At 69.8% G+C, this 13145-nt stretch carries 11 protein-coding genes; 9 read left to right on the top strand and 2 right to left on the bottom strand.

Going from position 1 to position 13145, the window contains the following annotated elements; genetic code table 11:
* Nucleotides 1-51: 51 nt before the first annotated feature.
* The 3 genes from JOD67_RS01080 to JOD67_RS01070 are packed head-to-tail and all read left to right on the top strand — an operon-like array spanning nt 52 to nt 2964.
* The gene (locus JOD67_RS01080) at nt 52-1035 is read left to right on the top strand and encodes a GNAT family N-acetyltransferase (protein WP_205114024.1); all 984 of its coding nucleotides are present in this window, start codon (nt 52-54) and stop codon (nt 1033-1035) included.
* Nucleotides 1036-1039: 4 nt separating this feature from the next.
* Nucleotides 1040-1987, top strand: a complete 948-nt coding sequence (locus JOD67_RS01075; protein WP_205114022.1) for a GNAT family N-acetyltransferase — start codon at nt 1040-1042, stop codon at nt 1985-1987.
* Nucleotides 1987-2964 carry a GNAT family N-acetyltransferase gene (locus JOD67_RS01070; RefSeq protein ID WP_205114020.1) on the top strand — a complete coding sequence of 326 codons (978 nt, stop codon included), beginning with the start codon at nt 1987-1989 and terminating at the stop codon, nt 2962-2964. Before JOD67_RS01075 ends, JOD67_RS01070 begins: the two co-directional genes overlap by 1 nt.
* A gap of 61 nt (nt 2965-3025) precedes the next feature.
* Here JOD67_RS01070 and JOD67_RS01065 read toward each other — a convergent pair whose 3' ends face one another.
* Complete coding sequence (locus tag JOD67_RS01065) at nt 3026-4570, bottom strand: MFS transporter (RefSeq protein WP_205114018.1); 1545 nt, start codon at nt 4568-4570, stop codon at nt 3026-3028.
* Nucleotides 4571-4686: 116 nt separating this feature from the next.
* On the opposite strand from JOD67_RS01065, the gene JOD67_RS01060 reads away from it, so the two are divergent.
* The gene (locus JOD67_RS01060) at nt 4687-5415 is read left to right on the top strand and encodes a TetR/AcrR family transcriptional regulator (RefSeq protein WP_205114016.1); all 729 of its coding nucleotides are present in this window, start codon (nt 4687-4689) and stop codon (nt 5413-5415) included.
* Here the strand turns inward: JOD67_RS01060 and JOD67_RS01055 are convergent.
* Nucleotides 5412-6569: a DUF418 domain-containing protein gene (locus JOD67_RS01055; RefSeq protein ID WP_205114014.1), complete on the bottom strand. Its 1158-nt coding sequence runs from the start codon at nt 6567-6569 to the stop codon at nt 5412-5414. The genes JOD67_RS01060 and JOD67_RS01055 overlap by 4 nt on opposite strands.
* An 80-nt stretch (nt 6570-6649) precedes the next feature.
* Between JOD67_RS01055 and JOD67_RS01050 the strand changes: the two genes are divergently transcribed.
* The 5 genes from JOD67_RS01050 (at nt 6650) to JOD67_RS01030 (ending at nt 13137) form a co-directional block, all read left to right on the top strand.
* On the top strand, nt 6650-7648 hold the full coding sequence (locus JOD67_RS01050; RefSeq protein WP_205114012.1) for an LLM class flavin-dependent oxidoreductase: 999 nt from the start codon (nt 6650-6652) through the stop codon (nt 7646-7648).
* Between the two features lie 30 nt (nt 7649-7678).
* Nucleotides 7679-10651, top strand: coding sequence for a glycine--tRNA ligase (locus tag JOD67_RS01045; RefSeq protein ID WP_239554316.1), 2973 nt, complete (start codon nt 7679-7681; stop codon nt 10649-10651).
* 41 nt (nt 10652-10692) lie between these two features.
* Nucleotides 10693-11718, top strand: a complete 1026-nt coding sequence (locus JOD67_RS01040) for a serine/threonine-protein kinase (RefSeq protein ID WP_205114008.1) — start codon at nt 10693-10695, stop codon at nt 11716-11718.
* 97 nt (nt 11719-11815) lie between these two features.
* Nucleotides 11816-12094: an isoamylase early set domain-containing protein gene (locus JOD67_RS01035; protein WP_205114006.1), complete on the top strand. Its 279-nt coding sequence runs from the start codon at nt 11816-11818 to the stop codon at nt 12092-12094.
* Between the two features lie 134 nt (nt 12095-12228).
* Nucleotides 12229-13137: an ABC transporter ATP-binding protein gene (locus tag JOD67_RS01030; protein ID WP_205114004.1), complete on the top strand. Its 909-nt coding sequence runs from the start codon at nt 12229-12231 to the stop codon at nt 13135-13137.
* Nucleotides 13138-13145 lie beyond the last annotated feature (8 nt).

Raw genomic sequence — 13145 nt, 5'->3', positions numbered from 1 at the left:
CAACCCCTAAATCGGGTGCTTCCAGCTCCACCCGGGCCGTACCTTGTGCGGATGAGCGAAGCTGGGGGCTGGCCGGCGGGAGTCGTCGCGCGGCCGATCGACAAGGGCGACGTGGACGCGTTGGCCGTCCTGTACGCGGCGGTCGAAGAGGCCGAGGACAACGGCGAGAACTACGACGCCGACGACCTGCTCGAGGAGCTGGCCGATCCCGACCTGGACCTGGCGGCCGACACCCTCGCGCTGTGGTCCGGCGACCAGATCGTGGGTTCGGCCATCGTCAACTGTCACCCCGGCGCTGTCGAGACGGACCGGGTGTCGATCGGCGGTTTCGTCCATCCGTCCTGGCGGCGCCGCGGACTGGGCCGACGGCTCGTGTCGTGGGGCGCCGAGCGCGCCCAGGTGTTGCATCTCGCGCGCAACCCGGACGTGCCGGGCGTGCTCCAAATCGGCGGGAACGTCAACACGCCGGGGATCGCGGAGCTGGCGGCCGACTTCGGGATGACTCCGGCGCGGTACTTCTTCAGCATGGAGTGCGATCTCGCCCAGCCGATCCCCGCGGTGACCGAGCCCGACGGGTTGCAACTCGTTGCGTTCGATCCGAAGTGGGACGAGGCCACGCGGGTGGCGCACAACACGGCGTTCCTGGACCACTGGGGCTCGAACCCGCGCGACTCGGAGTTCTGGAAGCGGTGGGTGACCGAGGCGCGGGCCTTCCGTGGTCCGATGTCGTGGCTGCTGCTGGACGGTGACGTGGTGGCTTCGTACGCGCTCGGGCACGAGTACGTCGCGGACACCGAGGCGACCGGGATCCGCGAGCTGTACGTCGGGCAGGTGGGCACGCTCCGCGAGTATCGCGGCCGCGGCCTCGCCCGAACGGTGCTGGCCAGCGCGCTCGCCGCGGCCAAGGCCGACGGCTACGAGCGCGCGTCGCTCGGCGTCGACGCGGAGAACCCGACCGGTGCGCTCGGGCTGTACGAGCGGCTCGGTTTCGTCGTCAGGCGGAAGTTCGTGTCGTACAACAAGCCGATGGCCTGAGTCGATGCGCTGGCCGGCCGGGATCGTCGCGCGGCCGCTCGCGAAGTCCGACGTCGACGCCTTGGCGGTGCTGCTGGCTGCTGCCGAGGCCGTCGACCACCACGGGACGAGCTTCGACGCCGACCACCTGATCGAGGAGTTGGACACGCCGTACCTCGACTTGGCGCTCGACACGCTGGGCCTGTGGGACGGCGGGCGCATGGTCGGGTGCGCCAAGGTGTGGTCTCGGCCGGGAGTGGTCGACGTCGACCGGGTGTGGATCGACGGCCGGATCCATCCGTCTTGGCGTCGCCGCGGCTTGGGTCGGTTGCTGCTGGAGTGGGGCTGTGCGCGGGCTCGGGTAGCGCACGCGGAGCGCCACCCGGGTGTCCCGGGCAAGTTCCAGGGTCGGTGCAACGCGACGAACGAGAGCGCGTCCGCCCTGTTCACCGGTGCGGGCTTCGCGCTCGCGCGGTGCTACTTCGGCATGGAACGCCAACTGTCGCTGGAGATTCCGCCGGCGCCGGTGCCAGAGGGACTGCGGGTCGTGACGTTCGATCCCGCGTACGACGAGGCCACGCGGATGGCGCACAACGAGGCGTTCCGCGATCACTGGGGGAGCCGCGAACGTACGGAGCAGGACTGGCGCGCGTCGGTGACGGGCTCGCGTACGTTCCGCGGCCCGATGTCCCAGCTCGCCCTCGACGGCGACCAGGTGGTGGCGTACGTCCTCGGGTACGACCACGGAGAAGGCGAGCTGCATGTCGGTTTCGTGGGCACCCGACGCTCCCACCGCGGCCGCGGGCTGGCGAACGCCCTCGTCTCCCGCGTGCTCACAGCGGCCGCCGTCGACGGCTATGCCGTCGCCACGCTGGGCGTGGACGCGGAGAACGCCACCGGCGCGCTCGGCCTGTACGAGCGGATCGGCTTCGTGGCGAGGCGAAAGACCGCGAACTACTCCCTGGAGATGTGATGGCCGCTGCCTGGCCGACCGGGATCGTCGCCCGGGCGATCGACAAGGGCGACGTCGACGCCTGGGTCGCGCTGTTGCAGGCGGTCGAGCGGGTCGACGACGAGGGCGAGAACTACGACGCGGACGATCTGCTCGAGGAACTGGCGGATTCGAAGCTCGATCCGGCGCTCGACACGCTGGGGCTTTGGGACGGCGAACGGATGGTCGGGTACGCCAAAGTCTCGACGAGGCCCGGCGCCGTCGAGGTCGACCGGGTCTGGATGGAGGGCCGGATCGACCCCGACTGGCGGCGGCGCGGCTTGGGCCGCCGACTGCTGGAGTGGAGCTGCGCTCGGGCCACCGCCGCGCACGCCGAGCACAACCCGGACGTGCCCGGTGCCTGCATGGCCGGGGCGAACAGTGAGAACGCCGGTGCGGCGGCTCTCTACGTCGATGCGGGGTTCGCTCCCTCCCGGTACTTCTCCAACCTGAAGCGCGATCTGACGCAGCCCGTCCCGATCGCCGAACCGCCGGCCGGGCTGATGGTCAGCGCGTTCGACGCTCGGTGGGACGAGGCGACGCGGGTCGCGCACAACGAGGCGTTCCGCGATCACTGGGGCTCGCGGCCGCGCGACGCCGAGGACTGGCGGACGTGGGTGAGCGGCTCCCGCTCGTTCCGGGCGCCGTTGTGCCGGCTCGCCCTCGATGGCGACCAGGTGGCTGGGTACGTGTTGAGCTACGAGCACGCCGCTGAGGCCGAGGCGACCGGCGTCCGCGAGCTGTGGATCGGACAGGTGGGAACGCAGCGCCCGTACCGCGGCCGCGGCGTCGCGCGTGCCCTGCTGGCGCAGGTGTTGACGGCGGCAGCCGAGGCCGGCTACCGGCGGGTGGGGCTGGGTGTGGATGCGGAGAACCCCACCGGCGCGCTCGGCCTGTACGAACGGCTCGGCTTCGTCGTGCTACGCTCGTTCGCCAACTACGCAAGGCCGATGAAGTGAAACAGCTGTTGTACAACACGTGTTTTAAAACACGCGTTGTACAACAGCTGCACGAGGACGGTCAGGCGGAGACGGACTCCTTCTGGTCGTCGGCTGCCGGCGGGGCAGCCTCCATGCCCGGCAGGCGCTTCGGCAGCAGGATCATGCCGACCACGGCGCTGGCGAGGACGAAGATCGCGCCGATCGTGACGGTGACGGACATCGCTCCCGTGAACGCCTCCCGGGCCGCGGCGAGCAGCTCCGCGCCCGCCTGGCCACCGAGGCGGAGAGCCTCGCCCATCGTCGCGCCGAGCGACTTCGTCGCCTCGGACGGCAGGCCGGACGGAAGACCCGAGGCGTACACCGCCGCGAGCACCGAACCCAGGACCGCGACGCCGAGCGCGTTGCCGACCTCGGTGACCGTGCTGTTCATCGCCGAGCCAATGCCCGCGCGCTCCACCGGGATCGCCGACATCAGCGTCTGCGAGGCCGGCGGGCTCGCGATGCCCGCGCCCAGGCCGAGCAGCCCCAGCGCGATGCCGACCGGCAGGTAGCCGTCGCCCACCCCGGCCGTGGCCAGGACGAACAGCGAGCCGGCGCAGAGCACGAGCCCCAACGCGATCGTCGCGCGGATCCCGAGCCGCCGCATGAGCTGCGGCGAGATCGACGAGCCGACCATCAGCAGCACCGCCTCCGGCACGATCGCCAGACCCGCCTCGAGCGGCGTGTAGCCGAGGTTGAGCTGCAGGTGCTGGGTCAGAACGAAGATGCTGCCGGCGATCCCGAACATGATCAGCAGACCCACGGTCACCGACCCGACGAAGCGCCGGACCCGCAACAGCGACAGGTCGATCATCGGCTCCGGGTGTCGCGCCTCCCAGAACGCGAACGCCACCGCCGCGGCCACCGCGATCCCCGCGGGCACCAGCGTCGGCGCAGTCCACCCGTTCTCGGGCAGCTCGATCACCGCGTACACCAACGACGACATCATCACGATCGACAGCAACGAGCCACCGACGTCCGCGCGGCGCTTCACCGGGTCACGCGTCTCCGGCAGCAGCCGAGAGCAGGCGATCAGGCTCGCCACCGCGATCGGAATGTTGATCAGGAACACCGAACCCCACCAGAAGTGCTCGATGAGGAAGCCGCCCAGCACCGGTCCGCCGGCGACACCGAGCGCGGCGATCGCGCTCCACGTCGCGATCGCGCGAGGCATCTCCGCCTGCGGGAACACCTGCATGAGGATCGACAGCGTCGTCGGCATGATCATCGAGCCGCCGATCGCCATGAACCCGCGCGCGGCGACGAGCAGCTCGACCGAGCCCGCGTACGCCGCGGCCGCCGAGCCCACGCCGAACAGCGCCACGCCGATCAACAGCCAACGCTTCCGCCCGAACCGGTCGGACAGCGCGCCGCTGGTGAGCAGCAGGCCGGCGAAGACCAGCGGGTACGCCGAGACGATCCACTGCAGGTCGCTGGTCGAGGCGCCGAGGCCGGTCATCAGACTGGGGAGCGCGACCGACAGGACGGTGTTGTCGATCACGACGACGAACAAGGTCAGGCAGAGGGCGCCGAGGATCCACCAGCGGCGCGGATGTCCAGCTGACTCGGTAACCGGGGCCGACATGAGAGACTCCTTCTCACCAGGACTCGAACAGTGTTCCAGTGACTCGAACACCGTACGATGGTCGTACAGTGTTCGGCAAGGCTGTTTTCCGAGCCGGCCGGCGAGAGGTAGCTCACATGGCTCCGCAGCAACAGCGCCCGACGCTCCTGGAGCAGTGGCGGGACCGCGAACGCCCACGTCAGGCGTCGCAGGTCTCGCTGAGCCGGGAGCAGATCGTCCAGGCGACGCTCGAGCTGGTCCGCCGCGACGGCGCGCGCAACCTGTCCATCCGCAAGCTCGCGGCGCAGCTCGGTTCAGGCGCGGCCTCGATCTACTGGCACGTCCAGAACAAGGACGAGCTGGTGGCGCTCGCGTTCGACGAGGTGCTGGTCGCGGTCGATCTCCCGGAGCCGTCGGGCGACTGGCGGGCGGACTGCCACGAGATCTGCCAGCGGATCCGGGAGGTGATGCTGGAGTTCGGCGACCTGTTCGATCTGGCGGCAGGGATGCCGAACGTGGGACCGGGGTCGTTGCGGTTCACCGACCGGATCCTCGGGGTGCTGCGGACGAGCGGCTTTCCCGACGACGTCGTGGTGCACGCCCACAACGTGCTGCTGGACACGGTGATCGGGACGGTGATGCTGGAGCGGTCGTTCCAGCACATCTATGAGCGCGAGGACGTCGATGTTCCAGACCTGCAGCGGCAGTACGCCGAGTTCTTCCACGCCCTGCCCGAGGACACCTACCCGCATCTGGTGGCGGTACGGGACCAGCTGATCGCGGGGGCGGGCTCGGACAAGGTGAGCCTGCGGTTCGAGTCCGGGGTCAAGGTCCTGCTGGACGGGCTGGAACGACTGCGGCCCTAGCGGCCGTACGTCAGCTGCCGGAGCAGCACCTCGAACGGACCGCGCAGGTCGCGCCGCCGCATCAGCTCGGCCAGCCCGACGGTCAGCAGCCAGGTCGCGATCGAGATCACCGCGGTGACGGCGACGCCAAGCGTGGCGCCCAGGCCCAACGTGGACGCAGGGAACAGCACCGCCCAGACCACCGACTGGGTGAGGTAGCAGGTCATCGACCGCTGCCCCACCGCCACGACGGCCTGCGTGAAGGGCCCGCGCCGGGAGCCGATCCGCAACGCGAGCAGGGCGATCGCGCTGGCGTACCCGAGCCCGCCGGCGTACCCCGTGGCCGCGTGCAGCGCGCTCGCCCAGTAGCCCGAGCTCGCGCCGGCGGTGACCAGCCCCGTCGTCATCAGCATCATCGGCACGCCGCCGAGCGTCGCGGCGCCGATGCCGAACACGGCGGTCCGCCGCAGCAGCGTGAGGTGACGTTCCGGCTCCTCCAGGACACGACGGCGCGCCGCCCAGACGCCGAGCAGGAACGCGCAGACCGTGCTCACCCACGCGATGACCGCCAGCAGACCGAACGTCTCCAGGCGTCCGAGCGCCGCCGAGATCAGGCTCTCGCTCGTTAGCGCCGAGGTCGCCGTGTCCGTCAGGGGGATGCCGGCGAGTCCGTAGAACGCCGAGCCGAGCACGAGAAAGACCAACGCCACCGCGAAGATCGTCCGATCCTTCCAGCGCACTGCCGCGACGAAGATGACCGCGACCAGCCCGTACGCGGCGATGATGTCGCCGTAGAACAGCAGGACCGCATGCAGGAGGCCGATCAGGATCATCCAGAACCCGCGCCGGCGCAGCAGCTTGCGCGCGGTGCGCCAGTCCGAGCCGACGCGCTCCTCGCGCCGGTAGAGCTGCACCAGGCCGTACCCGAACAGGGCGGCGAACAGCGTGTAGGAGCGGGCGTCGACGAACAGCGTGAGGATCCCCGCGACGATCGAGTCGGCGAGCGATCCGTGCTCGACCGGGTAGCCGCGTACGGTCACCTCGGCTTCCCGGATCAGGAACGTGTGCGCGTTCGCCAGCGCGATGAACAGGAGCATCACGCCGCGCGCGAGGTCGGGGGCGAGCGCTCGTTCGCGCAGGGGCGTCGGGCCGTGGCCAGTGGTGGTGCTGGTCATGTGAGCCACCGTAGGCGGTCGGCGGCGTCGCTCGGCACTACCGAAAGTGAGAGTTTGGCACCGCCGACGATCATGGACCCATGACCGCTCCCTCGTTCGGTGTCATGCACGACTTCTCCCAACGACTCCCGCTGACCACCCCGTCGGCCGACTACTACGCCGAGTGCCTCGACCTCGTCGTCACCGCGGAACGGGCCGGCTTCGACGCCGTCTGGATGTCGGAACACCACGGCCGGGCGGACGGCTTCGCCCCGTCGCCGCTCGTCTCGGCCGCCGCGATCGCCGCGCGCACCAGCCGGATCCGGATCGGGACGAACGTCGTCCTGCTCCCGCTGCACCACCCGCTCCAGGTCGCGGAGAACGGCGCGGTCGTGCACGCGTTCTCCGGCGGCCGCCTGGTGCTGGGCCTCGGGCAGGGCTACTCGCCGCACGAGTTCGGGCTGTTCGGCGTGCAGCGGACCGGCCGGACCGAGCGCTTCGAGGAGGGCATCGAGATCATCCGCCGCGCCTGGCGGGACGGACGTACGGGCTACGATGGGCGCCATTTCTCCTTGCCTGACGGGCCGTTCTCGCCGCAGCCACCTCAGGACGCGCCGATCTACGTCGGTGCGGTCGCTCCGGCCGCGGTCGAGCGGGCCGTCCGGCTGGCGGACGGGATGCTCACCTACGTCACCGCGGAGGAGGACCTTTACGGGCGGTACGACACGTACGCCGCCGCGCTGGCGAAGGCGGGCCGGAGGGCCGACACGTTCCCGTTCGTCTGGACGAGCGTCGCCCACGTCGCGGGCTCGGCGGACGAGGCGTGGGCCGAGGCGGGGCCGGCGCTCGCGTACCTGGAGGACCAGCTGCGGATCGCGCGCGGTGAGGAGAAGCCGATCACCGTGAATGATCTCGAGCGCGCCGACTTCTTGGTCGGCTCGCCCGCCGAGGTGGCCCAGCGGTTGCTGGCGATCCGGGAACGAGCACCGTTCGACCACTTCGCGTTCTGGGGCCGGCTGCCCGGTCTGTCGGTCGAGCAGGCCACCAGGGCGACGGAGCTCTTCGCGGCAGAGGTGATTCCCGCCGTCCGCGGCGACTAGCGCCACCTCTATCGTTGGGTGGTGCTGACGATGCAGGATGCGCTGATTGCGCTGACGAAGTTCTGGACCGACCGAGGCTGCATGATCGTGCAGCCGTTCAACACCGAGGTCGGAGCCGGTACGAACAACCCGGCGACCATCCTGCGCGTCCTCGGTCCCGAGCCGTGGCACGTCGCCTACGTGGAACCGAGTGTCCGCCCCGACGACGCGCGCTACGGCGAGAACCCCAACCGGCTGCAGACGTTCACGCAGTTCCAGGTGATCCTCAAGCCCGACCCGGGCAACCCGCAGGAGGTCTACCTCGAGAGCCTCAAGGCGCTCGGCGTCGACCTCGACGCGCACGACATCCGGTTCGTCGAGGACAACTGGGCCTCGCCGGCGCTCGGCGCGTGGGGGCTCGGCTGGGAGGTCTGGCTGGACGGGCTGGAGATCACCCAGTTCACCTACTTCCAGCAGGCCGGTGGGACGAACCTCGACCCGATCTCGGTCGAGATCACCTACGGCATCGAGCGCATCCTGATGGCGCTGCAGAAGGTGGACCACTTCAAGGACATCGCGTACGCGCCCGGCATCTCCTACGGCGAGGTGTTCGGCCAGTCCGAGTACGAGATGAGCCGGTACTACCTGGACGACGCCGACGTCGACATCAACCGCTCGCTGTACGACGGGTACGCGAAGGAGGCGCAGCGCTGCATCGACGAGCGGCTGCCCGTCCCCGCGCACGTCTTGGTGCTGAAGTGCTCGCACACGTTCAACGTGCTCGACTCGCGCGGCGCGATCTCCACGACGGAGCGGGCCCGCGCGTTCGCCCAGATGCGGCGCCTCGCGCGCCAGGTCTCCGACCTGTGGAGCGAGCGGCGCGAGGAGATCGGGCACCCGCTTGGCCTCGTCCAGCCGCACGCGGCGGCCGAGCTGCCGAACCAGTTCGCCAGCATCGAGTCGCCGGCGACGCTGCTGTTCGAGATCGGCACCGAGGAACTGCCGCCCGGTGAGGTGCCGCGGACGACGAACGCCGTTCTCGAGACGCTGACGGCGAAGCTCGCGGACACCCGCCTCGCGCACGGTGAGATCAAGACGTACGGGACGCCGCGGCGCATCGTCGCGCTCGTCGAGCAGGTCTCGGCGGGCGAGCCCGACGCCGAGCAGACCGTGCGCGGTCCGCGGGCCAGCGCGGCGTTCGACGCCGAAGGCAAGCCGACCCGTGCAGTCGAGGGATTCGCTCGCGGGCAGGGCGTCGCGGTCGACCAGCTGACCCGGATCACGCAGCAGGACGTGGAGTACGTCGCCGCCGTCCGTACCGACACCGGACGCGGCGCGGTCGAGGTGCTCAGCAAGGTCCTTGGCGACGTCGTCTCCGAGCTGCGCGCCGAGAAGAACATGAGGTGGAACGACCCGAAGCTCTCGTTCACCCGGCCGATCCGCTGGCTGACCGCGCTGCTCGGCTCGACGCCTGTGCCGGTCGCGGTGTCGGCGCTCGGGTCGCACACGACCACCCGCGTACGCCGGACCGCCGAGGCTCCGGTGATCCCGGTCGCGGAGGCCGACGGCTACCTCGACCTGCTGAAGTCGCACGACATCGTGGCCGACGCGTCGGAGCGGCAGGCGACGATCGTCGAGTCCGCACGGACCCTCGCGGCGACCGTCGACGGCACCATCGACTTCGTCGGCGAGGCGGCGTTGCTGGACGAGATCACCAACCTGGTCGAGCAACCCAACGCCATCCTCGGCTCGTTCGAGGCCCGCTACCTCGACCTGCCGGCCGACATCCTCACGACCGTGATGCGCAAGCACCAGCGCTACCTGCCGGTGCGGAACGCCTCCGGTGACCTGCTGTCGCACTTCGTCGCCGTCGCCGACGGGCCGTGCGACCACGACGTCGTGCGGGCGGGGAACGAGGCGGTGCTGCGGGCTCGGTACGAGGACGCCGCGTTCTTCTGGCGGGCCGACCTGCAGGTCACTCCGATCGAGCTCAAGGCGGGTCTGGCGAAGCTCGCGTTCGAGGAGCGGCTTGGCTCGATGGCCGCGCGTGCCGAACGCATCGCCAACAACGCAAGGGCATTGGGCTCGCTGGTCTCGCTGTCGGCCGACGAGACGGCGACGTTGCATCGTGCTGGCGAGCTGGCGAAGTTCGACCTCGGGTCGCAGATGGTCGTCGAGCTCACCTCGCTGGCCGGGGTGATGGCCCGCGAGTACGCCGTGCGTGCGGGCGAGACCACCGAGGTGGCGCAGGCGCTGTTCGACATGGAGCTGCCCCGTACGACTGGCGGCAAGCTGCCGTCGTCGACGCCGGGCGCCCTGCTGGCGTTGGCGGATCGGCTCGACCTGCTCGTCGGCCTGTTCGCGGTCGGCGCGCAGCCGACGGGTTCGTCCGACCCGTTCGCGCTGCGCCGCGCGGCGCTCGGGGTCGTGAGCATCCTCCGCGCGAACCCCGGCCTGGCTGTGATCTCCTTGGAGCGTGGGCTTTCCGTAGCCGCGGAGTCGGTCCGGGCTCAGGGCGTCGAGGTGCCGGAGCAGGCGCTCGCCGATGCGCTGGTGTTCTCCGTAGGCAGGTACGAGCAACAGCTGCTCGACACCGGCAACGACCACAAGTCGGTCACTGCCGTGCTGCCGCTCGCGGCATCGCCGGCGGCGGCGGACGAGACGCTCGCCGAGCTCGGCCGGCGGGCGGGTGACCCCGGGTTCGCCGAGCTCGTGGCCGCGCTGCAGCGGGTGCGGCGGATCGTTCCGGCCGACACGACGCCGGTGTACGACCCGGGCGTGCTCACCGAGCCGGAGGAGCTCGCGCTGTCGGAGTCGGTGGCCAAGGTGAAGGATTCGCTCGGCACGTCGGCGACGCTGGCAGAGTTCGCCGACGCCGCGACCCCGTTGGTGGGACCGGTGAACGCATTCTTCGAAGCGGTGCTCGTGATGGCCGAAGACCCCGCGCTGCGCACCGCTCGACTAGGGCTGCTCGCCACGATCCGCGACCTCGCCGCACCTGTCCTCGACTGGGACGCGCTATAGGCCACCTGGACCCGGCGGCGCGGCGAGAACGTTATGCCAAGGTGAGCAGGGCGTTGTCGTATCTCGACGACAACGCCCTGCGCCGCCTGCTGCCGGCAAGGTCCGCCCGCGAGGGTTGGGGGACGACGCATCGGATCGAGGTCGAGGGCGTTCCGGTGTTCGTGAAGATCGTCCCGGTCACCGACCTCGAGCGTGACCGCGCGTTCTCGACGAGGAACCACTACCGGCTGCCGACGTACTACCAGTACGGCGTCGGCTCGGCCGGGTTCGGCGCGTGGCGGGAGATCCTCACCCACGTGACAACGACGAACTGGGTGCTCGCCGACGCGATCGAGACGTTCCCGCTGATGTACCACTTCCGCATCGTGCCGCGGCCGCGCCTGTCCGATCCGTTCGGGTCGATGGGTGTCGACGAGTACGTGCGCCGCTGGAACTCCAGCAAGAACATCGCGCGCTACATGGAGGAACGCGCCCACGGCACGCATGCCGCGCTGATCTTCCAAGAGCAGCTGCCGCACACGATGTGGGACTGGCTCAGCAAGCATCCTGAGGACACCGAGCGGCTGGTGCGGCAGCTCTGCGACACCGTCACGTTCCTGCGGGAGCAGGGCATCCGACATTTCGACGCCCACTTCAACAACGCGATGACCGATGGGGAGAGGGTCTACCTCTGCGACTTCGGGCTGGCCCTGGACGCCCGGTTCGACCTGTCGGCGCGTGAGCGCGCGTTCCTCGACGAGCATGCGCACTACGACCTCGGCGAGGTCGTCTACTCGGTGGGTTGGCCACCCTGGGGGTGGTACGCGTCGCTGTCGAAGTCGAAGCAGGCAGCGGTCGCACGACGGCTCGGCGTCGACGAGGTGTCACCGCGCGTCCTGATCGTTGGAGTCGAGGACCTCGTGGGCCTCATGCCGCAGCCGCTGGTCGAAGCCGTCGTGCGCTATCGCGACGTGATCGTCTTCATGGACGACTTCTTCGACACGATGAGTGCGAACAATCGGAAGAACACGCCGTTCGATGACGTGAAGCTCGGCGAGCTGCTCCGGGCGGCGGGCGTGAACGCCTAGTAAACGTATGATTACGCTCCGCGTGTCGACCCATGGATCGGGCATATCCGTACGAAAGGCTGGGTACGTACAAAGGGACGCGGTCAGGGAGTGTCACATGTTGAGGCGCACCAGGTTGTTCGGCGGCAAGCAACGCATCACGTTCAGCCTGCCCACTCATCAGCCGGACGGTGCGGTCAGCGTCGTCGGCGACTTCAACGACTGGCGGCCCGGCAAGCACGAGCTCGTCCGCCGCCGCAACGGCGCCCGGACGATCTCGGTCATCCTCGGCCCGGGCACGTACCGCTTCCGCTACCTCGCGACCGGCGGCCGCTGGTTCGACGAGGAGGCCGCGGACCAGCTCGAGCCGGGCGGTGGCAGCCTCGTCCGGGTGTGACCATCCACCGATCGGTGGATAGCCAGGATCATCCCTAGCCACAGCGGAGTGCAGCCGGCTGGGCGATTCGCGCGACCGGCCTCGAAAGCCATCCTCGATGGAGAGCAAGAATCCCATCGAGGAAAGAGCAGACCATGCCGGTCATCGAGGTCGAGCACCTTCACAAGAGCTACGGCGACACCGTCGCGGTCGACGACGTCTCGTTCACGGTCGAGCGGGGCGAGATCTTCGGCATCCTCGGCCCGAACGGTGCCGGCAAGACCACCACGGTCGAGTGCGTCGAGGGTCTCCGCAAGCACGACGGCGGGACGATCCGCGTGCTCGGCCTCGACCCGCACGAGGGCCGTACTGAGCTCCGCCAGCGCGTCGGCGTCCAGCTGCAGGAGAGCGAGCTGCCGGACAAGCTCAAGGTCCGCGAGGCCATCGAGCTGTACGCCTCCTTCTACGACAACCCCGCCGACGGCACCAAGCTGCTGGGCGAGCTTGGCCTTGCGGACAAGGCGAACAGCGCGTACGGCAAGCTCTCCGGCGGCCAGAAGCAGCGCCTGTCGATCGCGCTCGCGCTGATCGGCAACCCCGAGATCGCGGTCCTCGACGAGCTCACCACCGGCCTCGACCCGCAGGCGCGTCGCGACACCTGGGAGCTGATCGAGCAGATCCGCGACCGCGGCGTGACGATCCTGCTCGTCACCCACTTCATGGAAGAGGCCGAGCGACTCTGCGACCGGATCGCCGTCATCGACTCCGGCCGCGTCGTTGCCCTCGACACTCCCGCCGGCCTGGTCTCGCGGGTGAGCACCGAGCAGCGGATCAGGTTCCGCCCCTCGACGCCGATCGACGAGCGGCTGCTCGAGGACCTGCCCGAGGTCACCAGCGTCGTCCGTACCGGCAAGTCGATCGTCGTCACGGGTTCGGGCAACGTCCTCGCCGCCGTCACGTCGCTCCTCGCGCGCCAGCAGGTGATCGCCAACGACCTGCGCGTGGAGCAAGCCAGCCTTGACGACGCGTTCGTCACCCTCATCGGCCACTCCATCAACTCCTAAGGGACGAT

The sequence above is a fragment of the Tenggerimyces flavus genome (assembly GCF_016907715.1).
In the GTDB taxonomy this organism is placed as follows: Bacteria; Actinomycetota; Actinomycetes; order Propionibacteriales; family Actinopolymorphaceae; genus Tenggerimyces; species Tenggerimyces flavus.
Note: the sequence above shows the minus strand (reverse complement) of the source record. Positions and strands in the feature narration are given on the sequence as shown.

Bases quoted from the DNA above. Each gene is read 5' to 3' on its own strand.
- JOD67_RS01080 (WP_205114024.1), top strand. From the start codon at position 52: ATGAGCGAAGCTGGGGGCTGGCCGGCGGGAGTCGTCGCGCGGCCGATC.
- JOD67_RS01075 (WP_205114022.1), top strand. From the start codon at position 1,040: ATGCGCTGGCCGGCCGGGATCGTCGCGCGGCCGCTCGCGAAGTCCGAC.
- JOD67_RS01070 (WP_205114020.1), top strand. From the start codon at position 1,987: ATGGCCGCTGCCTGGCCGACCGGGATCGTCGCCCGGGCGATCGACAAG.
- JOD67_RS01065 (WP_205114018.1), bottom strand. From the start codon at position 4,570: ATGTCGGCCCCGGTTACCGAGTCAGCTGGACATCCGCGCCGCTGGTGG.
- JOD67_RS01060 (WP_205114016.1), top strand. From the start codon at position 4,687: ATGGCTCCGCAGCAACAGCGCCCGACGCTCCTGGAGCAGTGGCGGGAC.
- JOD67_RS01055 (WP_205114014.1), bottom strand. From the start codon at position 6,569: ATGACCAGCACCACCACTGGCCACGGCCCGACGCCCCTGCGCGAACGA.
- JOD67_RS01050 (WP_205114012.1), top strand. From the start codon at position 6,650: ATGACCGCTCCCTCGTTCGGTGTCATGCACGACTTCTCCCAACGACTC.
- JOD67_RS01045 (WP_239554316.1), top strand. From the start codon at position 7,679: ATGCAGGATGCGCTGATTGCGCTGACGAAGTTCTGGACCGACCGAGGC.
- JOD67_RS01035 (WP_205114006.1), top strand. From the start codon at position 11,816: ATGTTGAGGCGCACCAGGTTGTTCGGCGGCAAGCAACGCATCACGTTC.
- JOD67_RS01030 (WP_205114004.1), top strand. From the start codon at position 12,229: ATGCCGGTCATCGAGGTCGAGCACCTTCACAAGAGCTACGGCGACACC.